This window comes from Bacillus sp. CIS52 (assembly GCF_053545315.1).
The window spans coordinates 125,148-151,175 of sequence record NZ_JBIUFR010000005.1; the positions used below are offsets into that span (position 1 = coordinate 125,148).

Consider the following 26,028-nt stretch of genomic DNA (forward strand, 5'->3'; position numbering starts at 1 on the left):
AGTGTATCGAGTGAACACAGCATCCTTTTACAGAGAAACGTGGGCGGAAATCAACCTGTCTGCGATTAAAGAAAATGTCACACATATGAAAAAACACATCGGCGAAAACGTCCATCTCATGGCGGTTGTAAAGGCGAACGCTTACGGCCACGGAGATTTGGAAGTCGGGAAAGCCGCGCTTGAAGCGGGTGCCTCGTGTCTTGCCGTAGCGATACTGGATGAGGCGATCTCCTTGAGAAAACGGGACATTACAGCGCCGATTCTCGTCCTTGGCGCCGTGCCCCCTGAATATGTACAAGCCGCTGCCGAATATGACGTCACACTGACGGGATATTCTGTTGAATGGCTTCAGGAAGCTGCGCGCCACCTCGGAAGTGAAACAGTGCCGTTTCACCTGAAAGTCGATACCGGCATGAACAGACTCGGAGTCAAAACGGAGGAAGAAATCCAAAGCGTGTTAAAAATCCTCGGCCAAAATCCCGGTTTAGTCTGTAAAGGCGTATTCACCCATTTTGCAACCGCGGATGAAAAAAACAGAGATTATTTCCTCTTCCAATTTGAACGCTTTAAAAAATTGATCGCTCCGCTTCCTTTAAAAGAATTGATGGTCCACTGCGCGAACAGCGCTGCCGGACTTCGTCTTAAAAAAGGCTTTTTTAACGCGGTTCGTTTCGGCATCAGTATGTACGGGCTCCGTCCTTCCGCTGACATCCAAAACGAAATTCCGTTTCAATTAAAGCCGGCTTTTGCACTGCACTCTGTTTTATCCCATGTGAAAAAAATCCGCAAAGGGGAAAGCGTCAGCTACGGTGCAACATATACGGCAGAGAAGGATCAATGGATCGGAACCGTTCCCATCGGCTATGCAGACGGATGGCTCCGCAAGCTGAGCGGTACGGCTGTGCTGATCGGCGGCAGACGGATGAACATTGCCGGAAGGATCTGCATGGACCAATTAATGGTCGAATTAGATCAATCTTATCCGCCGGGCACCAAAGTCACCCTGATCGGCAGCCAGAAAGAAGAAACGATCACGATGGACGAAATCGCCGGGCGGCTTGAGACGATTAATTACGAGGTCCCTTGTACCATTAGTTCCCGCGTTCCCCGTATGTTTTTGGAAAATGAGAGTATAATGGAAGTAAGAAATCCTTTACTGCAAGAAAATACAAGCAAGTAGCCGTCATCCGGAAAAAGAGAATTTATAAAACAGCTTTGCTTGACGTTTGAATAATGGTATCATTATGTCTGGATGGATGAATTGGTCGTATCCGTAAGTTTGGTGGAGGTGTATGTTTTTTGTCTGAATCCAGCGCAAGAACCGAAATGAAAATCAGCTTGCCTGAAAACTTAGTAGCTGAATTGGATGGTGTAGCGATGCGGGAGAAACGAAGCAGAAACGAACTGATATCACAAGCAGTGAGAGCGTATGTCAGCGAACGGACAACTCGCCACAACCGTGATTTGATGAGACGCGGGTATATGGAAATGGCGAAAATCAACTTGAACATTTCTTCTGAGGCTCACTATGCTGAGTGCGAAGCAGAAACGACCGTTGAGCGCTTAGTCAGCGGAGGATAATCATTTTGATTGTAAAGCGCGGCGATGTTTATTTTGCTGATTTATCTCCTGTTGTTGGCTCAGAGCAAGGCGGCGTACGCCCGGTTTTAGTGATCCAGAATGATATCGGAAATCGCTTTAGCCCGACTGCTATTGTTGCAGCCATAACAGCCCAAATACAGAAAGCGAAATTACCAACCCACGTCGAAATTGATGCAAAACGCTACGGTTTTGAAAGAGATTCCGTTATTTTGCTGGAGCAAATTCGGACGATTGACAAGCAAAGATTAACGGATAAAATAACTCATCTGGATGATGAAATGATGGATAAGGTTGATGAAGCCCTGCAAATCAGTTTGGCACTCATTGATTTTTAGTCATATTTTTCTGGTTGCTCATAAAGAGCAACTTTTTTTGTTTTCGAAAAACATAAGCGCTATAATAAAGAGATAATCAAACAAAATTTGTTGTTTTGTGTCGGGAGGTCAGTGAAACCCATGTCGAATCAGAAAGTGTATCAGTTCATTATTGATCAGCATGATGAACTGCTTGATACTTGGACAGCCAAACTAAAAGAAGTAGGCAATCAGGAAGACTATCAGCTTACGAATCACATATGTGAAAATATTTGTAAAGATTATATAGACATTCTTTTATTATCGACTAAAAATGACGAGGCTACCGAAGAGCAGATCAGTGAACTCGCACTGCGCGCCGTTCAGCTCGGCCTGTCACTGAAACTTCTTTCAGCCACCCTGTCAGAGTTTTGGAAACTGCTTTACGAAACGATGGTCGACCTTAATATGGCCGATCAGGACAGAGCGGATTTGATTTTGGAAATAGACAGCTTTTTCAATCCGATCAACACGGAAATCTTAAATCAGTATTCTATCTCCTGGGAAAAAACAGTTACTTTGCAAAAAATCGCGCTTCAGGAACTGTCGGCTCCGCTGATCCCGGTATTTGAGCATGTAACGGTTATGCCGCTTGTCGGGACGATTGATACGGAGCGTGCAAAGCATATTATGGAAAATCTGTTAAACGGCGTCGTAAAGCACCGTTCACAGGTTGTATTGATTGACATTACGGGCGTGCCGGTCGTTGATACGATGGTGGCGCACCATATTATCCAGGCATCGGAAGCGGTGCGGCTTGTCGGCGCGAAATGCCTGCTCGTCGGAATCCGTCCGGAAATCGCGCAGACGATCGTTAATCTGGGAATTGATTTGTCACAGGTTATTACGAAGAATACCCTTCAAAAAGGAATTCAAACAGCGCTTGAAATGACAAATCGAAAAATCGTTTCATTGGGGGAATAACATTGTGAGACATCCAAAAATCCCGATCTTGAAACTGTATAACTGCTTATTGGTATCCATTCAATGGGAACTTGACGATCAGACTGCTTTGCATTTTCAGGAAGACCTGCTGAACAAAATCTATGAAACCGGCGCGAACGGGGTCGTCATCGACCTGACATCCGTTGATATGATCGATTCATTTATCGCGAAAGTGCTCGGCGATGTCATTACCATGTCAAAATTAATGGGCGCAAAAGTCGTGTTGACGGGAATTCAGCCGGCTGTGGCGGTCACATTGATTGAACTCGGAATCTCACTTGAGGAAATCGAAACAGCGCTCGACTTAGAGCAAGGGCTTGAGACATTGAAGCGGGAATTGGGGGAATAGCGATGAACGACCAATCCTGTGTGAAAATCATGACAGAATGGGATATCGTAGCCGCCAGACAGCTTGGCCGCAACGTTGCGAAGGAATTAGGCTTCGGCACGGTGGACCAGGCCAGAATCACGACGGCTATCTCAGAATTGGCCAGAAATATCTACTTATATGCCGGCAAGGGCCAGGTCAGCATAGAACAAGTAAACGACAGAGGTAAAAAAGGCCTTAAAATCATAGCAGAAGACAAAGGACCCGGAATCCCCGACATCCGTAAAGTAATGGAAGACGGCTTTTCAACGTCTGGCGGACTGGGAGCGGGGCTTCCGGGCGTCAAAAGGCTGATGGATGAATTCAGCCTGCAATCTGTTGCAGAGGAAGGAACAGAGATTCAAGCCGTGAAATGGCTTCGGTAGGAGGTTAGAACGTGGATTTCAGGGAGGTTATAGAGCAGCGGTACCATCAGCTGCTTAGCCGATATATAGCCGAATTAACAGAAACATCTTTATATCAAGCCCAAAAATTCAGCCGAAAAACGATTGAACATCAGGTTCCTCCGGAGGAAATTATCAGCATCCACCGAAAAGTAATAAAGGAACTGTATCCGGATCTGCCGGAAGATGTTTTTCATTCGCTGGATTTTTTAATAGAAGTCATGATTGGCTACGGGATGGCTTATCAGGAACATCAAAGTCTGAGAGATATCCAGCAGGAGCTTCGTTCAGAAATTGAAATTGCCGCAAATGTCCAGCAGACGCTGCTGGGCACAAAAATTCCTGAAGAAGAAGAGCTGGATATCGGGGCGATCAGCGTTCCCGCCAAGCAGATGAGCGGGGACTATTATCACTTTGTCAAAGACAAGGAATCGATTAACATCGCGATAGCCGATGTCATCGGAAAAGGAATACCCGCCGCATTGTGCATGTCGATGATCAAGTATGCCATGGACTCTCTTCCAGAGATCGGCATTCACCCCTCCCAAGTGTTGAAAAACCTTAACCGCGTTGTAGAACAGAATGTGGACTCAAGCATGTTTATCACCATGTTTTACGCAAACTACAATACGAAAAATCACCAATTTACGTATGCTTCTGCGGGGCATGAACCGGGCTTCTACTACTCTGAAAAAGAAAAGAAGTTTTATGATCTGGAGGCAAAAGGATTGGTGCTGGGAATTTCTCAGGATTTTGATTACAGCCAATACGAACAGCACATGGACGAAGGAGACATGATCGTTCTTTTTTCTGACGGCGTCACCGAATGCCGTACGGAAAACGGTTTCTTGGAGCGCAGCGACATTCAGCGCATGCTGGAAGAACATATGGAATGCTCGGCGCAGGATATGGTCAAAAATATTTACGACAGCCTGCTGAGACTCCAGGACTTTCAGCTTCATGACGATTTTACGTTAATAGTTTTGAAAAGAAAGGTTTAACAAAACGGCAGCACGGGTAAAAAGCCATTAGCACGAGTAAGGATAACTTTCAGAGGTGATACGATGAATTTAACGGTAGATATGAAGGAGAATCTTTCAGATATACAAATCAATATCGCTGGAGAAATTGATGTATACTCAGCTCCGGTGGTTCGTGAAAAGCTGATGCCCTTGGCAAACGAGGGGAAAAACATGAGAATCTGCTTAAAAGATGTAAACTATATGGACAGTACGGGTTTAGGCGTTTTTGTAGGCGTGTTTAAAACGGTGAGCAAGGAAGGCGGTTCTTTGAAGCTTGAGAATCTTTCCGATCGGCTCGTCCGTCTGTTTGAAATTACGGGGCTTAAGGATATCATCGACATTTCGGCAAAGTCAGAAGGTGGCGTGCAATGAGTACATCAGTTGATTATATTGAGATGAAAATTCCGGCCGAACCGGAATACGTAGGGATCGTCAGGCTTACATTATCAGGTGTCGCCAGCAGAATGGGCTATACCTACGATGACATTGAAGATTTGAAAATCGCTGTCAGCGAAGCTTGTACAAACGCTGTCCAGCATGCATACAAAGATGAAAATAAGGGAGAAGTATCCGTGCGGTTCGGTGTGTTTGAGGATCGGCTGGAGGTCATTGTCGCCGATCAGGGAGACAGCTTTGATTTTGATCAGAAGCAGCAGGATCTCGGGCCGTACACGCCTTCGCACACAGTCGATCAATTGTCAGAAGGAGGACTCGGTCTATATTTAATGGAAACGCTCATGGATGAAGTCAAAGTTCAAAGCAACTCTGGCGTAACCGTGGCGATGACAAAGTATTTAAATGGGGAGCGAGTTGATCATGGCACAACCATCAAAAACTACGAAACTAACTAAAGATGAAGTTGATCGGCTCATACGCGACTTTCAAATACATGATAATAAAAAAGCCCAGGAGACACTCGTCGAGGTGTATACCAATCTCGTCGAAATGCTGGCAAAGAAATATTCAAAAGGAAAAAGCTTTCACGAGGATCTCCGCCAGGTCGGGATGATCGGGCTTCTCGGCGCCATTAAACGCTATGATCCGGAGGTCGGCAAATCCTTTGAAGCATTTGCGATTCCGACCATCATCGGCGAGATCAAACGCTTCCTCCGAGATAAAACATGGAGCGTACACGTCCCGAGACGGATTAAAGAACTCGGGCCGCGCATTAAAATGGCGGTGGATCAGCTGACGACAGAGACACAGCGGTCGCCGAAAGTCGAAGAAATCGCAGCCTTTCTCGATGTGTCAGAAGAGGAAGTGCTTGAAACGATGGAGATGGGAAAAAGCTATCAGGCGCTTTCTGTCGATCACAGCATCGAAGCGGATGCAGACGGAAGCACCGTCACGATCCTTGATATCGTCGGTTCGCACGAGGAAGGATACGAACGCGTCAACCAGCAAATGATGATCCAAAGCGTGCTTCATGTGCTGTCTGACCGCGAAAAACAAATTATCGATCTAACATTTGTGCAAAATAAAAGCCAAAAAGAAACAGGGGACATTCTCGGAATATCTCAAATGCACGTCTCGCGCCTACAGCGGAAAGCGGTGAAAAAACTGAGAGAGGCCTTGATTGGAGATCCCTCCATGGAGCTAATGTAATGATTCAGGTTGAAGAAAACGAACATGTTCAAACTCTTGTATACCAATTAAATAAAGAAGGCAAGTCCATATGCGGGGACAGCTTTTTCATAAAGGCGGATGAAGAGGAATTGGTTTGCGCGGTAGCCGACGGTCTCGGCAGCGGATCCCTTGCCAACGAATCCTCCTCAGCTATTAAAGACATCGTGGAAACATATGCGGATGAGGATGTGGAAAGCATCATTGAGCGCTGTAACCAAGCGATGAAAAACAAAAGAGGGGCGACTGCCTCCATCTTAAAAATCAATTTCACCAAAAGAGAACTGACATACTGTTCGATCGGGAATGTCCGTTTCTTTCTGCACTCCCCATCAGGCGAAGTCTTTCATCCGCTCCCGATTTCGGGTTACCTCTCAGGCAAACCGCAAAAATACAAAACGTATACGTCATCATACGAAAAAGGGGCGACATTCATCATCTACACGGATGGGCTGGAGGTTCCGCATATCCGCACCTGCTTAAAGCAGGGACACTCAATAGAAGATATATCAAAATCAATTCATCCGTACACAACATCCAGACGTGATGATTTGACCTATATTCTCGGGCAGCTTTTATCGTAAGGCTGCTTTTTTTATGTTCCGCCGTTTTTTGATACACTAGAGAAAGAATGAAGAGATGGAGGCTTTGGTGAGATGGAAACATTAGCCCTTTTGAAAAAACAAATTGCTGAAGAAACAGCGTTATCCCAAAGAAATGTCGAAAGTGTCATCCGCCTGCTTGAAGACGGCAATACCGTTCCGTTTATTGCGCGGTACCGAAAAGAGCAGACCGGCTCAATGGATGAGGTGCAGATTCAGGCAATCTCCGAGCGGTGGCAATACATACAAAACCTGACGCAGCGGAAAGAAGAAGTCATCAGATTGATCGCCGAACAGGACAAGCTGACGGACGGACTGAAGCAAAAAATCGAACAAGCGGCCAAGCTTCAGGAAGTCGAGGATTTATATCGTCCCTTCAAACAAAAACGGAAAACAAAAGCGACCGTCGCCAAAAGCAAAGGGCTTGAACCGCTTGCGGGCTATATTCTTTCACTCCCGAAAGACAACCGTCTACACGAAACGGCTGATCAATATATCAATGCAGAAAAGGAAGTCGCCACAAGGGAAGAAGCCATTGAAGGCGCGAAGCACATCATAGCCGAACAAATCTCGGATGATCCTCATTTCAGAAAGTGGATCCGCCAGGAAACGTATAAAAAAGGAATTCTCACATCCGCGGCAGGCAAGTCAGCCGCAGACGACGAGAAAAACGTCTATGAAATGTACTATAAGTACGAAGAGCCGATTCAAAAGGTCGTTCCTCACAGAGTGCTCGCGATGAACCGCGGTGAAAAAGAAGGCATTTTAAAGATTGCGATCGAACCGCCCGCCGATCAGATAAAAGCTTATTTAGAAAAGCAAATCATCAAACACCGTGAAACACCTGTGAAAGAAACGCTGAAAGATGCCATTGAGGACAGTTACAAACGCCTGATCCAGCCGGCTATTGAGCGTGACATCCGCAAAGAGCTGTCAGAAAAAGCAGACGCGCAGGCGATCCATATTTTCGCTGAAAACCTGCGTAAGCTCCTGCTGCAGCCGCCGATGAAGGGAAAGGTCGTGCTCGGCGTCGATCCGGCTTTCCGTACGGGTTGCAAACTGGCAGTCGTTGACGAGACGGGAAAAGTGCTGAAAATCGACGTCATTTATCCGCACGCTCCCGTCAAAAAGACAGCGGAAGCCCGGAAAAAAATCAAAGAATTGCTGGACCGGTACGAAGTCGAGGTTGTGGCGATCGGGAACGGCACGGCATCACGGGAGACAGAGCAATTCGTCGTTGATGTGTTAAAAGAAACAGAGCGGGACATTTATTACGTCATCGTCAATGAGGCCGGAGCAAGCGTGTATTCCGCGTCAGAAATCGCCCGTGAGGAATTTCCGGATTTTCAAGTCGAAGAGCGCAGCGCCGTCTCCATCGCGCGGAGATTGCAGGATCCGCTGGCCGAGCTTGTAAAAATTGATCCTAAATCCGTCGGTGTCGGGCAATACCAGCATGATGTCAGCCAAAAGCAATTAAACGAATCTCTCCGTTTTGTCGTAGAAACCGTCGTCAACCAAGTCGGGGTAAATGTCAACACAGCATCCGCCGCGCTGCTTCAATATGTAGCCGGATTATCCAAAACCGTCGCCGGCAATATCGTCAAAAAAAGGGAAGAACTCGGCAAATTTACAAATCGTAAAGAGCTGAAAGAAATCCCGCGCCTCGGTGCAAAAACATATGAACAATGCATCGGCTTCTTGAGAGTGCCCGGAGGCCAGGAGCCGCTTGACCGCACCGGGATACACCCCGAAAGCTATAAAGAGACAAAGGCGCTGCTCAAAAAACTGCAGCTCACTGCAGATCAGATAGGAAGCGCGGACGTAAAAGAGAAAATCAGCGCGCTGCCGCTGTCTGAGACGGCTGAGAAGCTCGGTATAGGGGAAATTACGCTTGCAGATATTTGCGGACAGCTGACAAGGCCGGAACGAGATCCCCGTGATGAAGTGCCGAAGCCTTTGCTGAAAAAAGACGTTCTGCAGCTTGAGGATTTAAAGGAAGGAATGGAATTGCAGGGCACCGTCCGCAACGTTGTGGATTTCGGCGCTTTCGTCGATATCGGCGTCAAGCAAGACGGGCTTGTGCACATCTCAAAACTGAGCAATCAGTTCGTCAAACATCCTCTCGACATCGTATCGGTCGGAGACATTGTCACCGTATGGGTCGAAGGGGTGGACGTGCAAAAAGGCAGGGTGTCGCTGTCTATGGTAAAATAAAAGCACTGCTTACGAGCAGTGTTTTTTTCTGTAGAAATACCAGCACTGGTTCAGCAGTTTGATTTGATAATTGTCTTTTTCTAAAAACGCTTTTTGCATTTGTTTCATCAGCCAATTCGGCATGGCTCATTCCTCCTCAGCTTTTAGTTAGAGGGCGGTTTTAACATATTGTATGCGAACGGTAAATTGTCCCGTTCGATGTTTTTAAGCGGGGTGCACATATGGATAACGAACAACTTCAAAAGCTGACGGAAGACATCTCTGCACAGGATTTCGGGAAGCCATTCCGTCACCGGGCCTTTTTCAATGACCGGCTGAAAACGACAGGCGGCCGGTACATGCTGTCTTCCCATAACATCGAATTAAACCGCAAATATCTGCTCGAACACGGCCGGAGCGAGCTGGCAGGCATCATCAAACACGAGCTTTGCCATTATCACCTTCACCTTGAAGGAAAAGGGTACAAGCACAGAGACAAAGACTTCAGAGACCTGCTTCAGAAAGTCGGAGCGCCGAGATTCTGCACGCCGCTCCAAACAAAAAAGACACAAAAGAAAACATATATGTATAGATGCACGGTCTGCGGCCAACAGTATATAAAGAAGCGGGCAATGAATCCGGAAAGATATGCCTGCGGAAAGTGCAGAGGAAAAATCAAAAGAATTTTTTAAAAAGGCTTGACTCATTTTAATGTTCTATGTTAAATTATAAAAGTCGTTGAGAGACAACGACACTTTCTCAAAAAAATAAATGTTGCTTATTGACACAATATGTCGCATCATTTATAATGAAGAAAGTCTGATTATTCCACAGTAGCTCAGTGGTAGAGCTATCGGCTGTTAACCGATCGGTCGCAGGTTCGAATCCTGCCTGTGGAGCCATATGGAGAAGTACTCAAGTGGCTGAAGAGGCGCCCCTGCTAAGGGTGTAGGTCGCGTAAGCGGCGCGAGGGTTCAAATCCCTCCTTCTCCGCCAGATAAGTTCTCAACCAGACGGCCCGTTGGTCAAGCGGTTAAGACACCGCCCTTTCACGGCGGTAACACGGGTTCGAATCCCGTACGGGTCACCATTTACCTTCGTTGGGCTATAGCCAAGCGGTAAGGCAACGGACTTTGACTCCGTCATGCGTTGGTTCGAATCCAGCTAGCCCAGCCATTTTATTTTAAAATTTTGAATCACTTTTAGAGCGAGCCATTAGCTCAGTTGGTAGAGCATCTGACTTTTAATCAGAGGGTCGAAGGTTCGAGTCCTTCATGGCTCACCACTTGTCACGCGGGTGTGGCGGAATTGGCAGACGCGCTAGACTTAGGATCTAGTGTCTTACGACGTGGGGGTTCGAGTCCCTTCACCCGCACTTTCTTTTCAAAGTGCTGATCACTAGCTTACATGCTTAGTGGAAAAACAGCTTCATAACACGCGGTCGTGGCGGAATGGCAGACGCGCTAGGTTGAGGGCCTAGTGGGTGAATAACCCGTGGAGGTTCAAGTCCTCTCGGCCGCATCTCAATGATACCAAGGGTTTAATCACCTTTGGTATTATTTTTTTATGCTGAAAATACGGCCTTTAAAAAGGACTTGCTCACCAAAACTCACCAGTTACTTAAAGTAAGTTGTCCAAACGGTCGGCAGTTTCCTTCTGCTTATTAGGAAAAAGATGTCCATAGGTGTTCATTGTAAAGGCAACTGAACCATGTCCCAGTCGTTCTTTTATCATTAGATAATCTTCGCCTTGGTTGATAAGCAAAGCGACGTGTGAGTGTCTCAAATCATGAAAACGAATAGGTTCAATATTTCCTCTTTTACATATCTGTTTTATCTTTCTGCTGGAAATATCCTTTGTAGGCGGTCTATCTTTGTACTGATACATATAGGATTCCTCTGTTTGTTTAATTCCTAATCCATCAAAAATTTCTTTTTGTTTTTGCTTCCACTGATCTAGCAGTGCTATAAGAGTTGATACTTATTCTGCGAATGGAGTTTTTGGTCTTTGGCGGAGTAATAATGTATTCTTGGTTGATGTACGTTATTGCTTTGTATACATTGATTTCTCTTCTGGAATTGTCTAAGTCTTTCCATTGGAGTGCTAAAATCTCACCTAAACGCATTCCTGTTAAATAATCAGTAGTATAAAACACTTTGAATATAAACTCGTTATTACTCTATGTTTTTCTTCTGGGAAGATCATTTGCTCCACTTGGATGTTATGAAAACCGTAAAGCAATTTGAATGGAATGTCCCGTTGCTAATTAAAAGTGTGCTGTGCTCTCTTTTATCCGCGGCGGGAGCTGTCATCCTAGCTTATTTTCTGTTTCATGATGCGTATAAAAAGCTGTATCATAGGCAAAAAATTGCGAGGATGATCTTTTCGAATAAGTTTTATGAAAAGGAAAGCGTTCAAGTGAAAAAGCTGTTTTCGAATGACACGGCTGCTAAAGAAAAAATCACTTACTTTCCAAGAATATATTATCGAGTCAAAGACAATCACATTTATATCCGTATAGCTATGGACATGAGCCGTTTTCAGAATCGCTTCCTAGACTTGGGAAAGGATTTGGAAAACGGCTTATTTTGTTACATGGTGGATAAAGAAATGGAAGAAGGCTTTGTCTGCTTTAAATTGCTTTATGATGTGAAGAAAAACCGAATTTCAATAGATGTGCAGTGGCGAAAGATGGTGTCTTGCCATTAATGAAACATGTGTCGTGGAAGTTTGATAAGTTGCCGCATATGCTGATCTCCGGCGGTACAGGCGGAGGGAAAACTTATTTCATGTTAGCGATCATAAAAGCGTGTGTAGGGCTTAGGGCAGATGTGAAAATCTTAGACCCGAAAAATGCCGATTTAGCCGACTTGGAAGAGGTGCTGCCGAAAAGAGTCTATTCGCAGAAAAATGGCATCCTTATGTGTTTGAGAAAGTCGGTTGATGGCATGATGGAGCGAATGGATGAAATGAAGAAAATGCCCAATTACAAGACGGGTGAAAACTATGCCTATTTAGGGTTGAAGCCTGTATTTATCTTCTTTGATGAATACGTGGCGTTCATGGATTAGCTGGACATGAAAGAGAGGAATGATGCTTTATCCTACATGAAACAATTGGTTATGTTGGGGCGACAAGCTGGTTATTTTCTTGTTTTAGGGGCACAGCGCCCAGATGCAAAGTATCTAGCGGACGGGATACGAGATCAGTTTAGTTTCCGTGTATCGTTAGGCTTGATGTCTGATAAGGGGTATGATTTCATGTCATCTATCAAGCCACATTTAATATACTCGAAAAAGAAGATCATGAGTCAGATGAAATAATTGTCGAATTCGAAAACATCAATTATTCGAAATAGAGGAATACTCTATTATTTAAATTAGGATGAAATTTCAACAGAATATTCAAAAATTTATTAACGCTTTGTGTCAAAAGTTACTTTTTTCACAAATAAAGATTAAACGGTATAAAATTTAAGTGTAATAAATTTCTAACTTAGAAAGGGAGATGAAGTTAATGAAAAAAGGGATTACGTCTTTAATTGTGGCCGCTATCGGAATAACTGGAGGAGCAGGTGTAGCTAGTGCAGCAAGTGATAATCCATCCACAATTGTTCCACAATCAAATGTGCAAACAATAAATAGTGGAGTTTTTTACTCTCAATCTGTTACAGGTAAAAACGGAGTAGGAGAGGTTAACTTATACTCTCGAGGGAACTCTGGAGCTTATCAAACGGTTGTAAACACATTTAAACCAAATAATGCACAACTAATTTCAGTAAAAGGTTATCAGCGTTCTTTGGGTGACGGATCTCGATCTGCTAATGTTACCTATATATTAAAACGAGCTTCTGATGACGCCGTGTTAGCTGAAGTAACTCCAACTATAGGTAACTATGTAAGTCAACCTTTTTACGTGACATTTCCTAAAAAAATTGCACAGGATAATTCAGGAGTAGTAATGTATTTAGAAGCTAGGAATAATGACTCTGGGGCCTGGGCAAAGGTAGATGTCAGTGTATATTGGAATTATAATTAAAGTTACTAAAGAGAGGGGATCAGCCCTCTCTTTTTATTTTCTTAATGATTATGCTTAACAGACATTTTATGATTGGTGGTGATGTTTGTCTGCTGTTGATAATCAATTCAGGAGCTTGGGGTTTAACGTAGGCATCCCGTCGCTGGTTTTTGTAAGAAGTCTAGGCAGAGATTGTATGTTGGTTGTGGAAGGTGAAAGGATAAAAGGCTTTTCTGAGTACAGATACACATTTTATAAAACAAGGTATCTGCCGGATGGATGTATGACAAGTGTAAAAGTTTATATAGAGAATCAAGCCATAAAAAGGGTGTTACTGCGTGTAGCATCCTTTTTGACGTATTTGCAAAGTACACGCCAGTTATAGAAAAAATAGATCTGAAAGGATGTTTATCTATTGAACTTCAATAATTCCCTTAATCAATTATCCGGCTACTGGCGCAGTCATCTAGTTTCATTTGGGAGAATAAAATTTTAAGGAGTGGAAGGCATGAAAACACATATTTCATGGATTTGTGTTTGTTTCTTTGTAGGTTTGGTGACAGCGTATTGGTTTCAAGGGGCACAGCATTCTAAGATCGACCAACTCAATAAGAAAAATGATGTGTTAATAGAGAAGAACAAAGAATTGAGTCAGATTCAGTATTAGGGTAGCGCAAAAAAGAACAAGGAATTTTTTGAAGCGTTTCTGAATTACAGTGATATTGATAAGCGATACGATGCGGTAAAAAAATACACCACGGAAAAAGGCTTTGATCATGCCTTCCCTTCCCGGTCTGACAAAAAGCATTCTATTAGCGTACAAAGCAAGTTGCGCTCACTGGAAAGCTATTCGAAGCCGATTGATGATTCGACCGAATTGTTTTTGAACATTGTGGCGGTATCAACTACTGCAAATTCAGTAACCAGTCAGCAAGTGTTGATTGTCCAAACGAAAATGAAGAAGGAAAAAAACAAGTGGCTGGTTGATGATGTACAGGTGAAAGGAAATGGATAAAAAGTGGAAAAATATCTATATTTTGAGTATAATGAATATTGAAAAAAGAGGGGGTGTATATTTTGAAGAACCTTTTTATTTTTCTTAATATCTTCGCCCTGCTTCTTCTGACTGCGTGCGGTGGAAATAAATATGATGACGCAATTGATAATGTAATCAAAAAATATAAAAACTCTTTAATAAAAGATGGATATGATACTGATGATGTTAAAAGGGACAATGCAGTAATTCGTGTATATGATGGCGGGAAATATATTCAGCTTGCTTTCTATAATGATGGATCGCTCAATTATTCCACGTATGATTACTATGAGAAAATGGGGAATGATTATGAAGAAATGGAGCATATGCCTGCAACTGGAGAGCATGATCGTTTAGGCTTGTATAAGAAAACACCTGATTATGAAGAAGTTAAGGGCGTGGAAACAAAGATCGAGGGGTAGAGTCTTCTGGTATTAATGAGAAATTTATTTTGAAGAAGTGATGTATAATATATAAAAATCAAAATAATCCAAATGAGAAGGTGTTGGAGTGACTAATAATCGAGTTCAATTACAAATATGGCTGCCTAATTATAAAAGAGAACAATTCATCTCCATTTATAAAAAATTACAAGAAAAATTTGAGGAAACAATGAAAACACTTTTCGAAGATATTGAGGACTCGGCCAAAAAATATCAACAAAGATTGGCAGAGGAATATTCTACAAAATTCAATTATGAAATTGTTGACCCAGGTGATATATACGAACAAATTGAAATGGAGTCTAATGAATATTATCAGGCTGAGAGACTTATGGAATATAACTTTCATTTATCATTATTGGCTACAGCTTATCAAATTTTTGAGCAACAATTGAGAGGGTTTATTTATTCAGAGATTAACTTTTCAACAAGTCCAATTAGAACAATAAATAAATTTTCTAAATTTGGTTATAATATGGGTGAATTAAAAGAAGCATACGAATTTTTAAATTACGATTTAACAAAGACTCCTCAATGGGAAGCAATTGAGGTTTTATCCGACCTTGTAAATGCATACAAACACGGGGACGGTCGTTCTGCACATAGACTTTATAATAAGAACCCAGAGTTCTTTCTGAAATTTGGTGAAAAGAAAGTTATGGGCGTTAAGCTAACAACCAATGGAGAGATTGTTTTTGATATTGAAAAAATAGGGTTTGATAAATACACAAACCCTATTATCGAGTTTTGGAGGGAGTTTCCTGAACACTTAAATCCGATTGTTTATGTTTGAATGAAAATTATAAATTCCTCTATTGCATAAGGATAAACACATCATGTTGAGTTAAATATACAGTCTAAAGAACAAAAACAAAAGACGTTTCCTATTAGGGAGACGTCTTTATTGATTTGTAAAAGTATTAAATTACTCTTTGGATTTTGCTATTATATAAATTTATTAAGTAACTCTCTCTTGCATTTCCTTGGTAGTCGTTTACTCTTTCTTTGTACTTATGTAAAGGTGCGAATTTAATGATTTCGTCTAAATCTTTAAAAGATACTTTCCAAACACCATGCATTGGATTAACTCGTATATCTGTATCGCGATAATTTGAATTAGTACTTTTCTTAAAGTATCTCACAGCAATCAAATCAACCCAAAAGTAAATATCTATATTTGGATAGTTCTCTCTGTATCTATCAGCATCATTTTTGTTAAATGTAACTGTATATTGAGGATTATATTGGTACTTTCTTGCTGTAAAAAGGGAGTATTTTGAGTTTTTAAATCAGACACCCCTGCTCCAATCAAGTCTGACAGATCTGGGCATATATATTTGTGCTCTTTTCTGGATTGATGGTTAATCCTAATTGTTGGCCGTAGCTTCTTACAAAAACGAATTCTTTTTTTCTCCATGAGTACACCAAGCACCTTTATTTTGTAAATCATTGTTTGTAACTTCATTTCCGTTAATGTCGTACATTTTACCTTTAAACATAAAAAACCTCCTTACATATTTTCTTCCAAAAAGTTATTCCACATGTCTTCTCCAGCCTCCCCATATTTTAATAGGAATTGGGCAGTAAGTTCTTCACGTTTCATTTCAATTAATTCTTTTAATGTTAGTCCACCACGGTCTTCATAATTTTCTGCTATCGAAATAGTAAGGTACCATAGTTTTTTATAGCATATAGGATCGTTTGAAATAAACTCCCAAAAATCACGCCCTGCTTCAAAGTCAAAAGCCAAATATTTTTGAGTTACTCCACTTACACGATCAGCTTTTCCATATGTTATACCAAGCATTCCGGCAGAGCCAGGAGCACGTCTGATTGCAGATTGAAGCTCACTAGTGATCTGAATGCAGATATCTTTGTTTACAGTGTTTGGGCCAGACTTCATTTGTATGTACCAACGTACAGGAACACCCAATTCATTCTTCTTAACAATTGATATATCAGCACCACCAACACCTGTTTTTTCACAAAAGGCAGTTGCAATTCTTTGAATCATCATGCCAAATCCAGTACTTGTAGAACGTTCAATTCTTGCATTTAGTATGTATTCTACTAATTTATTAGCTGAGTTTAATTCTGCAGCCTTTCCTACCAGTTTCATTAATAAAGGGTTCGGAGTTAAGTCATCAAGTTTTAGATTTCTTAGGTTTTTAAAAATATTTTTTAGGTATTTTATCATAATTTCTTCTATTTCAATTGTTATGTCTGTACCATCTATTTTTCTAAGACGTCTGTCAGTCATATATTTCCTCCTGAAAAAGGGTATAGGGAAAAAATATTCCCCATACCCTATATTACCTTATGTTAGACAATTTTTGAATCTTTTCAACTTTATTCAACATACTATAGACAGATTGACCCAATACCTGAGCTAATCGAGTTGGAACAGCATTTCCTATTTGTACATATTGCTGCGAAAGGGTTCCAGCAACGCAATATCCTTCTGGAAACTCCTGAATGGCTAAATACTCTTCAATACTTAACGGTCTATCTTCGAAAGGGTGACCTAAATTCGTACTTTTTTGGCTAGGAGAGGTAAGAAGAGTAGGAGCAGGTTTGTTTATATCCAGACGTCTGAAAAATCCAACTTTACCACCACCTGATGCATAAGCTCCACCCATAGCTTCTTTTACAATATCTTCACCATATTGACGCAGGTCTCTCCAGTTACCTCCACCTTGAGGTATCATCTTCATCCATTTTAAACGTTCAGTTGAGTAATTAACATGGTGATGCTTACTAATTTTCAACTCTTTGAAAATATCACCAACGGTTCTCCATTTTTGCTTTCCTTTAGAACCGTTTTTGTCATGAGTTGTATCAGGGAAAGTAAACTTAATATTTAAATCTTTGCGTACACCAATAATAAATACACGTTCACGGGTTTGTGCTACCCCGTAGTTGGCAGCATTCAATAAGTCTACAGATACTTCATAGTTCCCAAAGTGTTCAAGTAAATGACGGAAGGCACTGCCCTGTTGTTCGTCAGGCTCAAGAGATCTTTTGTTTCGTTCAGTGAGAGGAACGTGCTTTAAAGCAGACGAAAGAAGTCCCCTCACATTTTCGAGTAGAAATACTTTTGGTTGAACTTCTTGAACAAGATCAGCAAACTTTAACATCGCTTGTCCTCGAGGGTCTTCAAATGCTTGTCTTTTTCCTGCTGTAGAAAATGATTGACAAGGGCTCCCTCCTATAAATAAGTCTATTTCTTCGTTTTCTAATAAACCAGCTTCTTTATAAATTCGTTTACGGGAATAATCCATAACATTACCTTGTCTTACTGTAAGGTGTGGAAAATTTGTTTGTAGCGTTTCACAGTACGTTGCTTCAATTTCAACTGCTAGTTTCACATCAAACCCAGCTTTTTTAATACCTATGTCAAGTCCACCTGCACCGGCAAATAAAGAAATTGCTTTTCTTTTCATTTAAGTTACACCCACTAATTAAATGTACTATTTATTATAGAAGTATTATATCATTTCTCCCTTATTTGGTCCAGAGATTTGTTTAAACAGTGTTATTTCTGCCAAGCTTTAAAAGTATTGCTCCACTGAAAAAAACTCAAATGGATTAGTATTGAATAACTAATAAAGTGCAAATTCTCTAAGCATTAATTTTGTCAAGACGTAAAAGTAATACAATAACCGCAATAAAGACGAAAAGAATATTTTGTTCAATAGACAATTCGTACCTTTTTACATTTTAACTTTGTCAAGAAATGTTCAATCTGCCATAATGCAATTAATGTAAATATTCCAACAATTTAGTGGAGATGGGGGAGCTTTCTTGCAGCAGGGTTTTTTAAAGAGAAGCAAAATTCCATATGATTTGGTGACAAAAAAACTAAATGCTTGGTACATGGCGATAAAAAGTGATTTGGTTGAAGAAGCAGAACGAATTAAACTGGAAGCTGAAGCTGAACTAGCTAATATGGAAGAAAATCAAGATGCTCTATTATATTATCAGCTGCTAGAATTCAGACATGAAATCATGTTGAGCTATATGAAGTCAAAGAATATGGATAGCTTGGAAAATGCGTATGAGACGCTAAGGGAAATTGAATCTCAGGGTCAATTAACCGGTATGTTGGAGTATTACTTTTATTTCTTTATGGGCATGTATGAATTTAGAAGGAAAGAACTGACTACGGCAATAAGTGCTTATCGAATCGCGGAGAAAAAGTTGTTTGAGGTGGAAGATGAAATTGAAAGGGCGGAGTTCTTCTTCAAAGTCGCCCATGTGTATTACTACATGAAACAAACTTATTTCTCTTTAAATTATGCCAATCGGGCGCTTAAAATTTTCAAACAGTACGATGCGTATGCAGTTCAAACCATAAGATGTCAAAATATAATTGCTGGTAATTTAATTGACTCTTTGGATTATGAAAGAGCACTAAATGTGTTTAGAGACACATTACGTATAGCTGAATCAGTTGGAGCGGATTACTTGATTGGTATGTCTCAAATGAATATTGGTATTTGTTATGATTATATAGGTGAATATGAGAAAGCAGCTGAGTATTTACAAACGTCATTAGAATTTTTTGAAAAGACTGAACACGTCTTTTTGACAAAAACATTGTTCAATATTGTAAATGTTAAAACGAAACAGAAAGCCCTGGCTGAAGCCTTACTTTATTTAAAAAAGGGGCAATCTGTCGCAAAGAAATACGGAGATTCAGAATATGAAGCAAAGTTTAAGATTATAGAAGGACTTTATTTTAGTGGTGATGAATATTCTTTAATTGAAGAGGCTTTTTCGTATCTGAATGAAAAAAGAATGTTCGGAGACATTGAAAATTTTGCAATTAGAGTAGCGAATTATTTTTATGAAGAAGGGGATTTATCACGTTCCAATGAGTATTATCGACTGAGTATTGAAGCAAGACGAAAAATAAAAAAGGGGGAGATTATTAATGAAAATCAGCCGGACTTTGTTTACAGTCATTTTATTGGGTAGCATTGCAGGAGTGGTTTTAACAAATGATGTCCCTGTTATCAAAGCTCCTTTTCATGTTGCTGATGACAGAGTAGGTGCTTAGTGAGTTTAGATCAAAAAAACAAATTTGTAGACAGAGCAGATTCCATAACAAAAGGGACAGTTCATTCTCACTACTTGTTATCCCTTTTGATTACTCTATTGGAACCTATCTAAGAAAACCATACCAATATGTTCTGGTATGGTTTTTTTTGATGTAATTATTCAATTCCGAAGATACATTTATTTTGAGAATTGTAAAGATTAATCTTCCCAATCCTCATCTTCGTCTAAGTCCTCTTTACCTTTTTCTAATCGCTGAAGAAAAAATTCAAGAAAGGTATTTGCAGCAGTAAAGCCATATCCTTCATGGTTATCCCAAAGAATAACTGGACACTCTCCATCTACCATCCTGTTTGTATCAAGACAATAAGAGAATTCATCAATATACTCAATAACAACAAGACCTGGTATAAGATCGTAAAATGTTCTGTATTCTTTTGTTTGCTCTACAACTTCAGCGCCTTCAGAGTCATAACCAAGGATCATTGTTCCGTATGCACCACCAGAACCATACTCTTTCAAAAACCATTTATAACTTTCTGGGAGAGAAACTTCAAGTTCTTCTTCTACCTCATGAATCTGTTTCTCGCTGACTCCTCCAGTGATAATAGAGAATTCTTTGTTTTCTTCTAAAAACTTTTGTATTGTTGAGTAATCCATAAAATTCACCTCTTACTGTTGTTTTTCAAATTGTTGTGCTCTCCATTTCCAATATCTCTTTCTAAAACTGTCGTATTGAGCAGAAAGTTCGGGATTGTTTCTAAAACTTTGCCCGTTTTCCTTTAAGCCATGGAGAATATTGTGATATTTTTTGTGCAGGCTTTCAGGAACTTCAACCATTGTACCAGGTTCTTCTTGGATTAAATGATGTAGGTTTATTTGTGTTCCATCCTTTGCAAAAGGTGCATTGCCAAGTTTCATTAATTGAAGATTTGTTTGGCCTTTACGATTTTTTTGATTGAGGTCTATATCTTTTAACATATACACTTTTCGGCTTACGTCTTTTATATTTCCTTTAGCTTTCACTTTTCCTTCTATTTCAGCAGCAGTATATTTTTCTTTATTTAACCAAGGAACATCAATGTATTTCCCCGTAAAAGGTTTTCGAGTTACATCAGCTACCTTTTTGGAAAACTGATGAAATGATTTTTTATAACTCTCCCCATCAATTGTGTTGAAAGGAAAAGTTCCTGAACCGCCAGCCATTGCATATTGTTGTTCAAAAACATTTGGTATTTTAACGTATTCAATACCTTTTTTTATTCCTGCTTTTGAAACTTCGAGCGTCTTAATTGCAGCAACTTTTGAACCGGCTTTTGCAACTTTGGATACTTTATCAATACCCTTCGGACCAGCTATTGCAAGAACAACAGTGCTGCCGACATAGGACACCCATTTTGCCCTGCTGTAGCTATCTCCATTAATCATATCACGTTGGAAAGTGTCTTCTATGTCTTTTGCTATGATCTTATAAGTATCGATTGGATGTAAGAAGGCGTTCACCGTTCCAGAAAGCGTTTCAATAGGGTGCATTGCAAGTTGATAGAGACCCATCACGGTATCTTTACCGGCTTCATACATTCCAACTGCAATACCTTTTCCGATATCGGCTTTTTGTTGAAGTTCTTCGAGCTGGTGGAAATAAACTTTTTGGTCAGGCTCCAAATTCTCGTATCCAATTTTTTCAGCAATTTTTAAATACTCGTCAGGATCTGTTACATTTACAAGCTGTTTTTTCAAATCTTTAATTTCGCGTTTTTTAGCTTCCTCTTTTTTGATCTTTAAATAAGCTTCAGACCGCTTTTCGATATCGCCTTTTTTCTTATGTATGTCACTCTCGCGATAAGCCTTGGCATTATAATGTATGGGTGAAGCGTTTTTGCCCTTACCTGTCGATTCCTGTAACTTTTGAAAGTCTGCTTTAATAAATTGTTCGTTAGGTTCAGTCATTGCATATTCAGTTTTTAAGTTCTCGTCTGTATCGCCTATTTTCTCAATAATTTTTTTTCGTTTGTTTTCGACAGACGAGAGCTCATCCTTAAAAGCCTCTGTTGAAAATAAATCAAGTGGAAGAATGTCATCAATAACAATCAGGATATCTTTCATTGCTTTCTTATGCTCGGACATCATTGCTTGTGATTTTCTATATGCGTTTGCCAATTCGTGTTCTAAGAAGGATTCTTCGATATATACATCTGATAGGCTGGCATCTTCCAGAATACCGGAGATACTAGTAAGGAAAGCGATTTTCATATCAATGAAATCAATCCATTGATCAGCCACACCGGTGTGATCGTGAAAAAATGCTTTAATATTGTTTGCTCCCTTCCCAGAGAACTCACTATCATCAAGATCAGCAACAGCCTTAAATGCTTTTTTCAAATTAATCATTTGATTTTTCAATTCTTTATAATCTTTTGCTCGGTTTTCAGCTTCAGATAACAAAGACCTTGCTTCAAATACCTTCATTGTCCAATCCTTTCAGCAAGTTTATATCTAAATATTACCATGGATAGGATGTGAAGTTCGAAAAAAATGTTGAAGAAGAGGTAATGAATTGAACGGTAATGAGATTTCGAGAAGAGGGGAATTAAGGGTGTTTTTTGCTCACCAATTATTAACCATAATTCATTCAAACCTATAGAAATGATGTAATGTGGTGTTAGAAAGTGTAATGAAAACAAGCTTTCATAGATTCTTTTGAGGAAATGGCACATATGCCGGGTGATGGGGATGGCGACCGACTTGGTCTGTATAAGAAAACACCTGGTTATGAAGAAGTTAAAGGGAAGGAAACGAAGTTGGAAGAGTAGATTTATATGTCTGCTCCTTTTTTATGCTTCAAAATTTCTTTCCCTATTTTTTAGAGGTTTGGGGCTATTTGTCTGACTCTAGTGAAAATGATTTAGCCTCTACAGTTTTTTTCATCAGTAAAGCATCTATACTATCGGGTATTTTTTAAAAATAAATTAATATGAATGCACCTGCAGATGCAGAGAATACAGAATAGTCAAGAGAAGTCTTAAAACCTGTTCCTACTGTTAAACCTAGAGCGAAAATAATCAACATAGCACCACTCAATACAGCAGTTATTCTTGTTTATAAGAGACTATATAAACCGACGATTAATGCAGTCTTTAATATAAGTAAAACATTTGCGCTTTCTTATGCAAGAGAAACGAAAAAACATAATATGACTTGTAATTTAAAGGCATCTTTAAGCACAAAAAAGGTCTAACTAATTAATTTAGTCAGAGCTTTTTTTTATGAAGTATTCCCGAGTATCTATCCTGGTTTTTTTAGGCAATACTGCGTCCAATTCTTTATTTAACCATGCGAGCGTTTTATTACGAAGATACTTACGCATGTGTTCTTCTGCTTCAAGCATTACCAAGTTAATTGTACAAGAGGAATTGCTGGATTCACAGGAGTTGCATTTGTCTCGATAAAGCAGACCATTGCTTACAATATTTTTACATTGAAAAATGGGTTTTGGTCCTTCAACAGCCTCTATTACATCCCAAAAGGAAATATCTTCTGGGGTTTTTGCTAACCTATATCCTCCCTTTACACCAGGGACGGAGTTTACAATACCAGCTTTAGATAATTTACCGAAAACTTTTGAAAGAAATGTTTCTGAAAGTCCTTGGAACTCTGCAAGGTCCCGAATCCCGACACTTTCCTTGGAGGGAACATCTATTAAATAAACCAGGCAATGTAAAGCATATTCAACCCCAACACTATACTGCATATCAACTCACCTGCTTTTGATTTTAAGGGTTATCACATTGTATCATCTTAGGAGTATTTTTGGTGATAGTCAATCATAAAACCCTTCTTTAGGTATATTATTTGTTCCGTTTGACAAAAAAAAATACAGGGTTTATATTAGTGATCGATTGAATCGTCGATTAACTTAGTCTTTAATATAAATTAAAAGGAGAGTTTCAAATGAGCAAAACACTTATCATTAACGCACATCCAAAAGTAGATGATACATCGTCATACAGTTTAGGGGTAATGAACCACTTTTTAGAGGCTTACAAAGAATTAATTCCAGAGAGTGAAGAGCTTGAGCAAATTAACTTATATAGTGATGAAGTGCCTATGATTGATAAAACAGTTTTAAGCGCATGGGAAAAGGCAGGCAAGGGCGAAGAACTGACAAGCGAGGAACAAAAAGTAACAGAACGCATGACAGAAGTATTGGAACAATTCAAAAGTGCAAAAACATATGTCATCGTTTTACCTTTGCATAATTTCAATATTCCATCAAAATTAAAAGACTATATGGACAATATCATGATCGCACGTGAAACATTTAAATATACGGACACTGGCTCAGTGGGTCTGCTTAAAGACGGACGAAGAATGCTTGTCATCCAAGCAAGTGGAGGAATCTATACAAATAATGATTGGTATACAGAAGTTGAATACTCTCATAAATACCTGAAATCAATGTTCAATTTCTTAGGTATTGAGGATTATCAAACTATCCGAGTGCAAGGAACTGATGTACTAAATCCGGAGGGTGTATTACAAAAAGCAAATAAAGAAGTTGAAGAAGCTGCTTCAAGATTAGCAGGTAAATAAGAAATAGTATGAAGATTATTGTTGCTGGGGGGACTGGAGTAATTGGCCGAGCCCTCCTTCCTAAGTTAATACAAAAAGGAAATTTAATGCTCTCTAATGAATATTATCGTATGAGTATTGAAGCAAGACGCAAAATAAAAAAAGGGGAGATTATTGATGAAAATCAGCCGGATTCTTCTGGCAGTGTTGATTTTAAGTAGTGTATTTTCAATAACTTATTTTCAAAGTGAACATAATACTGAGATCAAAGTTGCTGCAGATAGGGTAGGGGCATGAGGGTCCTAAAAAGGCTTAATCTTTTTTAAAAGGTTAAGCCTTTTTTGGGCTATAAATGTAATCGGTGCCCAATTAGTTGCCCTGAATTTATGAAAAAGGATAAAATAGGTGTAATAAAGTTGCTATTTTAAAATTAGAATCAATTCATTATCGCAAAAGCAATAATAACTAATCGGCGAAGAAAGGATAATCAGTCAAATGAAAACATTAGTTATCGTTATACACCCTAATTTGGAAACGTCCGCTGTCAACAAAACCTGGATGAATCGTTTAAAGCAAGAGAATGACATTACGGTTCATGACCTGTACGGTGAATACCCTAATTTTATCATTGATGTAGAAAAAGAGCAGCAGCTCCTGTTAGATCATGAGCGTATCGTTTTTCAGTTCCCAATGTATTGGTACAGCAGTCCCGCGTTACTCAAACAATGGGAAGATGATGTGTTAACACATGGCTGGGCTTATGGAACTGGAGGAACTAAATTGCATGGAAAAGAACTACTCTTAGCTATCTCCTTAGGCGCACCGGAATCTGATTATCAAGCAGGCGGAGAATATAATATCACGATCAGCGAGCTTATCAGACCGTTTCAAGTCACTGCTAACTATATTGGAATGCGTTTTCTTCCTGCCTTTACACAATATGGGACACTTCACCTTTCAAAAGAAGATGTTAAGAACAGTGCGGAGAAATTGGTTGACTATCTTAAAGCTGAGCATTGATCCGGTATTCGCAAGGGAAGCTGAAATAAATTATGTGTTTTGAAAATAAGGGTTTGTGATAGATTTTAATAAACTTAATTTCAAAGTTTTACATCGAATACTGAATTCAGGGGAGCATAGAGCGAGGGCTTAAAATTAATTACAGCAGGGCAATGAGTACATATTTCTTGATGAAATGTAGAGTTCCTTGGTCTCTAACAGGTGCCCAATTTATGCTCAGAATTCATGAAAAATGATGAAAATAGCTGTCAATAAAATAAACAGATGCTTTGAATAGAGGCTTTTGTAAATGACGACATGTTTTTATTAGGTTGAGGTCCTAGTGGGGAATAACCCGTGGAGATTCAAGTCCTCTCGGCCGCATCAATGATACCAAGGTTTAGACGCCCTTGGTATTTTTTTATGTGTTTTGTGACCAAAAGTGTCCACTAACTTATAGGAAGTCATCTAATTTGTCAGCCATCTCTTTTTGTTTATTAAGATGGTCATATACATGTCAAGAGGTCTATCCAGCAGCTCGGTTGCATACACACGTACATTCTTGGCGTTTCCGCCTTCTTTTTTTCTTATAATCAAATCGCGTTTTTCCAGACTAGAGATAATCTGTGATACAGCACCCCTTGTTCGGTTCCGCTTCAACGCTGCCTCAGTAACTGTAATTCCTGGGTTCTCTTCAATAACAGTGAGAGTGTGTACTTCAACCATATGAAAGATCTCATCGGTACCATAATCACGTGCTGTATTTATATAATCATTGTATGAATAAAT

General features: G+C 40.0%; 29 protein-coding genes, 7 tRNA genes and 4 pseudogenes. 32 read left to right on the forward strand and 8 right to left on the reverse strand.

Going from position 1 to position 26,028, the window contains the following annotated elements:
* Positions 1–10 precede the first annotated feature (10 nt).
* The 12 genes from alr (at position 11) to ACH32G_RS16525 (ending at position 9,132) form a co-directional block, all read left to right on the forward strand.
* Positions 11–1,180: an alanine racemase gene (gene alr / locus ACH32G_RS16470; protein ID WP_448814592.1), complete on the forward strand. Its 1,170-nt coding sequence runs from the start codon at positions 11–13 to the stop codon at positions 1,178–1,180.
* Between the two features lie 119 nt (positions 1,181–1,299).
* A complete protein-coding gene (endB, locus tag ACH32G_RS16475) occupies positions 1,300–1,581 on the forward strand; it encodes a type II toxin-antitoxin system antitoxin EndoAI (RefSeq protein ID WP_003156188.1) in 282 nt (93 codons plus the stop codon).
* Between the two features lie 5 nt (positions 1,582–1,586).
* Positions 1,587–1,937, forward strand: coding sequence for a type II toxin-antitoxin system endoribonuclease NdoA (gene ndoA / locus ACH32G_RS16480; protein WP_003156187.1), 351 nt, complete (start codon positions 1,587–1,589; stop codon positions 1,935–1,937).
* A gap of 120 nt (positions 1,938–2,057) precedes the next feature.
* Positions 2,058–2,879 carry an STAS domain-containing protein gene (locus tag ACH32G_RS16485; RefSeq protein WP_003156182.1) on the forward strand — a complete coding sequence of 274 codons (822 nt, stop codon included), beginning with the start codon at positions 2,058–2,060 and terminating at the stop codon, positions 2,877–2,879.
* 4 nt (positions 2,880–2,883) lie between these two features.
* Positions 2,884–3,249 carry an RsbT antagonist protein RsbS gene (gene rsbS / locus ACH32G_RS16490; RefSeq protein ID WP_003156180.1) on the forward strand — a complete coding sequence of 122 codons (366 nt, stop codon included), beginning with the start codon at positions 2,884–2,886 and terminating at the stop codon, positions 3,247–3,249.
* 2 nt (positions 3,250–3,251) lie between these two features.
* Positions 3,252–3,653: an anti-sigma regulatory factor gene (locus ACH32G_RS16495; RefSeq protein ID WP_003156178.1), complete on the forward strand. Its 402-nt coding sequence runs from the start codon at positions 3,252–3,254 to the stop codon at positions 3,651–3,653.
* Between the two features lie 11 nt (positions 3,654–3,664).
* Positions 3,665–4,672: a PP2C family protein-serine/threonine phosphatase gene (locus tag ACH32G_RS16500; protein ID WP_016937170.1), complete on the forward strand. Its 1,008-nt coding sequence runs from the start codon at positions 3,665–3,667 to the stop codon at positions 4,670–4,672.
* A 63-nt stretch (positions 4,673–4,735) separates the two neighbouring features.
* On the forward strand, positions 4,736–5,065 hold the full coding sequence (locus tag ACH32G_RS16505) for an anti-sigma factor antagonist (RefSeq protein WP_016937169.1): 330 nt from the start codon (positions 4,736–4,738) through the stop codon (positions 5,063–5,065).
* On the forward strand, positions 5,062–5,544 hold the full coding sequence (gene rsbW, locus ACH32G_RS16510; protein WP_003156173.1) for an anti-sigma B factor RsbW: 483 nt from the start codon (positions 5,062–5,064) through the stop codon (positions 5,542–5,544). The genes ACH32G_RS16505 and rsbW overlap by 4 nt, the downstream gene beginning before the upstream one ends.
* Entirely contained in the window at positions 5,510–6,298 is a 789-nt protein-coding gene (gene sigB / locus ACH32G_RS16515) for an RNA polymerase sigma factor SigB (protein WP_016937168.1), read from the forward strand. The genes rsbW and sigB overlap by 35 nt, the downstream gene beginning before the upstream one ends.
* The gene (locus tag ACH32G_RS16520; protein WP_016937167.1) at positions 6,298–6,900 is read left to right on the forward strand and encodes a PP2C family serine/threonine-protein phosphatase; all 603 of its coding nucleotides are present in this window, start codon (positions 6,298–6,300) and stop codon (positions 6,898–6,900) included. Before sigB ends, ACH32G_RS16520 begins: the two co-directional genes overlap by 1 nt.
* A 72-nt stretch (positions 6,901–6,972) precedes the next feature.
* Positions 6,973–9,132 carry a Tex family protein gene (locus ACH32G_RS16525; protein WP_448814593.1) on the forward strand — a complete coding sequence of 720 codons (2,160 nt, stop codon included), beginning with the start codon at positions 6,973–6,975 and terminating at the stop codon, positions 9,130–9,132.
* Between the two features lie 9 nt (positions 9,133–9,141).
* Here ACH32G_RS16525 and cmpA read toward each other — a convergent pair whose 3' ends face one another.
* Complete coding sequence (gene cmpA, locus ACH32G_RS16530) at positions 9,142–9,255, reverse strand: cortex morphogenetic protein CmpA (RefSeq protein WP_003156164.1); 114 nt, start codon at positions 9,253–9,255, stop codon at positions 9,142–9,144.
* Positions 9,256–9,353: 98 nt separating this feature from the next.
* Here cmpA and ACH32G_RS16535 point away from each other — a divergent pair, with 98 nt between their 5' ends.
* The 8 genes from ACH32G_RS16535 to ACH32G_RS16570 all read left to right on the forward strand — a co-directional run bounded on the left by ACH32G_RS16535 (position 9,354) and on the right by ACH32G_RS16570 (position 10,632).
* Positions 9,354–9,803, forward strand: coding sequence for a SprT family protein (locus ACH32G_RS16535; protein ID WP_327815840.1), 450 nt, complete (start codon positions 9,354–9,356; stop codon positions 9,801–9,803).
* A gap of 135 nt (positions 9,804–9,938) precedes the next feature.
* A tRNA-Asn gene (locus ACH32G_RS16540) sits at positions 9,939–10,013 on the forward strand.
* A 3-nt stretch (positions 10,014–10,016) separates the two neighbouring features.
* Positions 10,017–10,107: transfer RNA gene (locus tag ACH32G_RS16545), tRNA-Ser, on the forward strand.
* Positions 10,108–10,126: 19 nt separating this feature from the next.
* Positions 10,127–10,201, forward strand: a tRNA-Glu gene (locus ACH32G_RS16550).
* Positions 10,202–10,212: 11 nt separating this feature from the next.
* A tRNA-Gln gene (locus tag ACH32G_RS16555) sits at positions 10,213–10,287 on the forward strand.
* A gap of 33 nt (positions 10,288–10,320) precedes the next feature.
* A tRNA-Lys gene (locus tag ACH32G_RS16560) sits at positions 10,321–10,396 on the forward strand.
* A gap of 8 nt (positions 10,397–10,404) precedes the next feature.
* Positions 10,405–10,486: transfer RNA gene (locus tag ACH32G_RS16565), tRNA-Leu, on the forward strand.
* Positions 10,487–10,548: 62 nt separating this feature from the next.
* Positions 10,549–10,632: transfer RNA gene (locus ACH32G_RS16570), tRNA-Leu, on the forward strand.
* Positions 10,633–10,731: 99 nt separating this feature from the next.
* On the opposite strand, the gene ACH32G_RS16575 is transcribed toward ACH32G_RS16570, so the two are convergent.
* The gene (locus ACH32G_RS16575; protein WP_448814594.1) at positions 10,732–10,998 is read right to left on the reverse strand and encodes a tyrosine-type recombinase/integrase; all 267 of its coding nucleotides are present in this window, start codon (positions 10,996–10,998) and stop codon (positions 10,732–10,734) included.
* Positions 10,999–11,289: 291 nt separating this feature from the next.
* On the opposite strand from ACH32G_RS16575, the pseudogene ACH32G_RS16580 reads away from it, so the two are divergent.
* The 6 genes and pseudogenes from ACH32G_RS16580 to ACH32G_RS16605 all read left to right on the forward strand — a co-directional run.
* Positions 11,290–12,374 (forward strand): annotated as a pseudogene (locus ACH32G_RS16580) (ATP-binding protein); the annotation flags it as partial.
* Positions 12,375–12,627: 253 nt separating this feature from the next.
* Positions 12,628–13,149 carry a hypothetical protein gene (locus tag ACH32G_RS16585; RefSeq protein WP_047478465.1) on the forward strand — a complete coding sequence of 174 codons (522 nt, stop codon included), beginning with the start codon at positions 12,628–12,630 and terminating at the stop codon, positions 13,147–13,149.
* 85 nt (positions 13,150–13,234) lie between these two features.
* Positions 13,235–13,513 (forward strand): hypothetical protein, encoded by a 279-nt coding sequence (locus tag ACH32G_RS16590; RefSeq protein WP_095242175.1) that lies wholly within the window; start codon positions 13,235–13,237, stop codon positions 13,511–13,513.
* A gap of 123 nt (positions 13,514–13,636) precedes the next feature.
* Positions 13,637–14,143 (forward strand): annotated as a pseudogene (locus ACH32G_RS16595) (hypothetical protein).
* 62 nt (positions 14,144–14,205) lie between these two features.
* The gene (locus tag ACH32G_RS16600) at positions 14,206–14,586 is read left to right on the forward strand and encodes a cystatin-like fold lipoprotein (RefSeq protein ID WP_095242174.1); all 381 of its coding nucleotides are present in this window, start codon (positions 14,206–14,208) and stop codon (positions 14,584–14,586) included.
* An 88-nt stretch (positions 14,587–14,674) separates the two neighbouring features.
* Complete coding sequence (locus tag ACH32G_RS16605; RefSeq protein ID WP_095242173.1) at positions 14,675–15,400, forward strand: hypothetical protein; 726 nt, start codon at positions 14,675–14,677, stop codon at positions 15,398–15,400.
* Positions 15,401–16,117: 717 nt separating this feature from the next.
* Here ACH32G_RS16605 and ACH32G_RS16610 read toward each other — a convergent pair.
* Positions 16,118–16,867, reverse strand: coding sequence for a PmeII family type II restriction endonuclease (locus tag ACH32G_RS16610; protein WP_065118505.1), 750 nt, complete (start codon positions 16,865–16,867; stop codon positions 16,118–16,120).
* A 52-nt stretch (positions 16,868–16,919) separates the two neighbouring features.
* Positions 16,920–18,050 carry a DNA cytosine methyltransferase gene (locus ACH32G_RS16615; protein WP_065118506.1) on the reverse strand — a complete coding sequence of 377 codons (1,131 nt, stop codon included), beginning with the start codon at positions 18,048–18,050 and terminating at the stop codon, positions 16,920–16,922.
* A 361-nt stretch (positions 18,051–18,411) separates the two neighbouring features.
* Between ACH32G_RS16615 and ACH32G_RS16620 the strand changes: the two genes are divergently transcribed.
* Positions 18,412–19,587, forward strand: coding sequence for a Rap family tetratricopeptide repeat protein (locus ACH32G_RS16620; RefSeq protein ID WP_095242171.1), 1,176 nt, complete (start codon positions 18,412–18,414; stop codon positions 19,585–19,587).
* A gap of 282 nt (positions 19,588–19,869) precedes the next feature.
* Here the strand turns inward: ACH32G_RS16620 and ACH32G_RS16625 are convergent, their stop codons facing one another.
* Positions 19,870–20,328, reverse strand: a complete 459-nt coding sequence (locus ACH32G_RS16625; protein ID WP_448814595.1) for an SMI1/KNR4 family protein — start codon at positions 20,326–20,328, stop codon at positions 19,870–19,872.
* A 12-nt stretch (positions 20,329–20,340) separates the two neighbouring features.
* Positions 20,341–22,137 carry a T7SS effector LXG polymorphic toxin gene (locus tag ACH32G_RS16630; RefSeq protein ID WP_448814596.1) on the reverse strand — a complete coding sequence of 599 codons (1,797 nt, stop codon included), beginning with the start codon at positions 22,135–22,137 and terminating at the stop codon, positions 20,341–20,343.
* A gap of 224 nt (positions 22,138–22,361) precedes the next feature.
* Between ACH32G_RS16630 and ACH32G_RS16635 the strand changes: the two are divergent.
* A pseudogene (locus ACH32G_RS16635) lies at positions 22,362–22,481 on the forward strand (cystatin-like fold lipoprotein); the annotation flags it as partial.
* A 434-nt stretch (positions 22,482–22,915) separates the two neighbouring features.
* Here ACH32G_RS16635 and ACH32G_RS16640 read toward each other — a convergent pair.
* Positions 22,916–23,419, reverse strand: a complete 504-nt coding sequence (locus ACH32G_RS16640; protein WP_188154783.1) for an RrF2 family transcriptional regulator — start codon at positions 23,417–23,419, stop codon at positions 22,916–22,918.
* A gap of 200 nt (positions 23,420–23,619) precedes the next feature.
* Between ACH32G_RS16640 and ACH32G_RS16645 the strand changes: the two genes are divergently transcribed.
* From ACH32G_RS16645 to ACH32G_RS16660, 4 genes and pseudogenes are all read left to right on the forward strand, one after another.
* Complete coding sequence (locus ACH32G_RS16645) at positions 23,620–24,261, forward strand: FMN-dependent NADH-azoreductase (RefSeq protein WP_016937153.1); 642 nt, start codon at positions 23,620–23,622, stop codon at positions 24,259–24,261.
* A 71-nt stretch (positions 24,262–24,332) separates the two neighbouring features.
* Positions 24,333–24,461, forward strand: a pseudogene (locus tag ACH32G_RS16650) (tetratricopeptide repeat protein); the annotation flags it as partial.
* Positions 24,418–24,537, forward strand: a complete 120-nt coding sequence (locus ACH32G_RS16655; protein ID WP_076982778.1) for a phosphatase — start codon at positions 24,418–24,420, stop codon at positions 24,535–24,537. The pseudogene ACH32G_RS16650 and the gene ACH32G_RS16655, both read left to right, overlap by 44 nt.
* Positions 24,538–24,735: 198 nt before the next feature.
* Complete coding sequence (locus ACH32G_RS16660) at positions 24,736–25,260, forward strand: NAD(P)H-dependent oxidoreductase (RefSeq protein WP_016937151.1); 525 nt, start codon at positions 24,736–24,738, stop codon at positions 25,258–25,260.
* Positions 25,261–25,707: 447 nt separating this feature from the next.
* Here the strand turns inward: ACH32G_RS16660 and ACH32G_RS16665 are convergent, their stop codons facing one another.
* Positions 25,708–25,965 carry a MarR family transcriptional regulator gene (locus ACH32G_RS16665; protein ID WP_448814597.1) on the reverse strand — a complete coding sequence of 86 codons (258 nt, stop codon included), beginning with the start codon at positions 25,963–25,965 and terminating at the stop codon, positions 25,708–25,710.
* Positions 25,966–26,028 lie beyond the last annotated feature (63 nt).

Bases quoted from the DNA above. Each gene is read 5' to 3' on its own strand.
- ACH32G_RS16495 (WP_003156178.1), top strand. From the start codon at position 3,252: ATGAACGACCAATCCTGTGTGAAAATCATGACAGAATGGGATATCGTA.
- ACH32G_RS16625 (WP_448814595.1), bottom strand. From the start codon at position 20,328: ATGGATTACTCAACAATACAAAAGTTTTTAGAAGAAAACAAAGAATTC.
- ACH32G_RS16525 (WP_448814593.1), top strand. From the start codon at position 6,973: ATGGAAACATTAGCCCTTTTGAAAAAACAAATTGCTGAAGAAACAGCG.
- ACH32G_RS16645 (WP_016937153.1), top strand. From the start codon at position 23,620: ATGAGCAAAACACTTATCATTAACGCACATCCAAAAGTAGATGATACA.
- cmpA (WP_003156164.1), bottom strand. From the start codon at position 9,255: ATGCCGAATTGGCTGATGAAACAAATGCAAAAAGCGTTTTTAGAAAAA.
- sigB (WP_016937168.1), top strand. From the start codon at position 5,510: ATGGCACAACCATCAAAAACTACGAAACTAACTAAAGATGAAGTTGAT.
- ACH32G_RS16485 (WP_003156182.1), top strand. From the start codon at position 2,058: ATGTCGAATCAGAAAGTGTATCAGTTCATTATTGATCAGCATGATGAA.
- ACH32G_RS16630 (WP_448814596.1), bottom strand. From the start codon at position 22,137: ATGAAGGTATTTGAAGCAAGGTCTTTGTTATCTGAAGCTGAAAACCGA.
- rsbW (WP_003156173.1), top strand. From the start codon at position 5,062: ATGAGTACATCAGTTGATTATATTGAGATGAAAATTCCGGCCGAACCG.
- ACH32G_RS16520 (WP_016937167.1), top strand. From the start codon at position 6,298: ATGATTCAGGTTGAAGAAAACGAACATGTTCAAACTCTTGTATACCAA.
- ACH32G_RS16640 (WP_188154783.1), bottom strand. From the start codon at position 23,419: ATGCAGTATAGTGTTGGGGTTGAATATGCTTTACATTGCCTGGTTTAT.
- ACH32G_RS16665 (WP_448814597.1), bottom strand. From the start codon at position 25,965: ATGGTTGAAGTACACACTCTCACTGTTATTGAAGAGAACCCAGGAATT.
- ACH32G_RS16575 (WP_448814594.1), bottom strand. From the start codon at position 10,998: ATGTATCAGTACAAAGATAGACCGCCTACAAAGGATATTTCCAGCAGA.
- ACH32G_RS16535 (WP_327815840.1), top strand. From the start codon at position 9,354: ATGGATAACGAACAACTTCAAAAGCTGACGGAAGACATCTCTGCACAG.
- ACH32G_RS16655 (WP_076982778.1), top strand. From the start codon at position 24,418: ATGAAAATCAGCCGGATTCTTCTGGCAGTGTTGATTTTAAGTAGTGTA.
- ACH32G_RS16660 (WP_016937151.1), top strand. From the start codon at position 24,736: ATGAAAACATTAGTTATCGTTATACACCCTAATTTGGAAACGTCCGCT.
- ACH32G_RS16610 (WP_065118505.1), bottom strand. From the start codon at position 16,867: ATGACTGACAGACGTCTTAGAAAAATAGATGGTACAGACATAACAATT.
- ACH32G_RS16505 (WP_016937169.1), top strand. From the start codon at position 4,736: ATGAATTTAACGGTAGATATGAAGGAGAATCTTTCAGATATACAAATC.
- ACH32G_RS16585 (WP_047478465.1), top strand. From the start codon at position 12,628: ATGAAAAAAGGGATTACGTCTTTAATTGTGGCCGCTATCGGAATAACT.
- ACH32G_RS16615 (WP_065118506.1), bottom strand. From the start codon at position 18,050: ATGAAAAGAAAAGCAATTTCTTTATTTGCCGGTGCAGGTGGACTTGAC.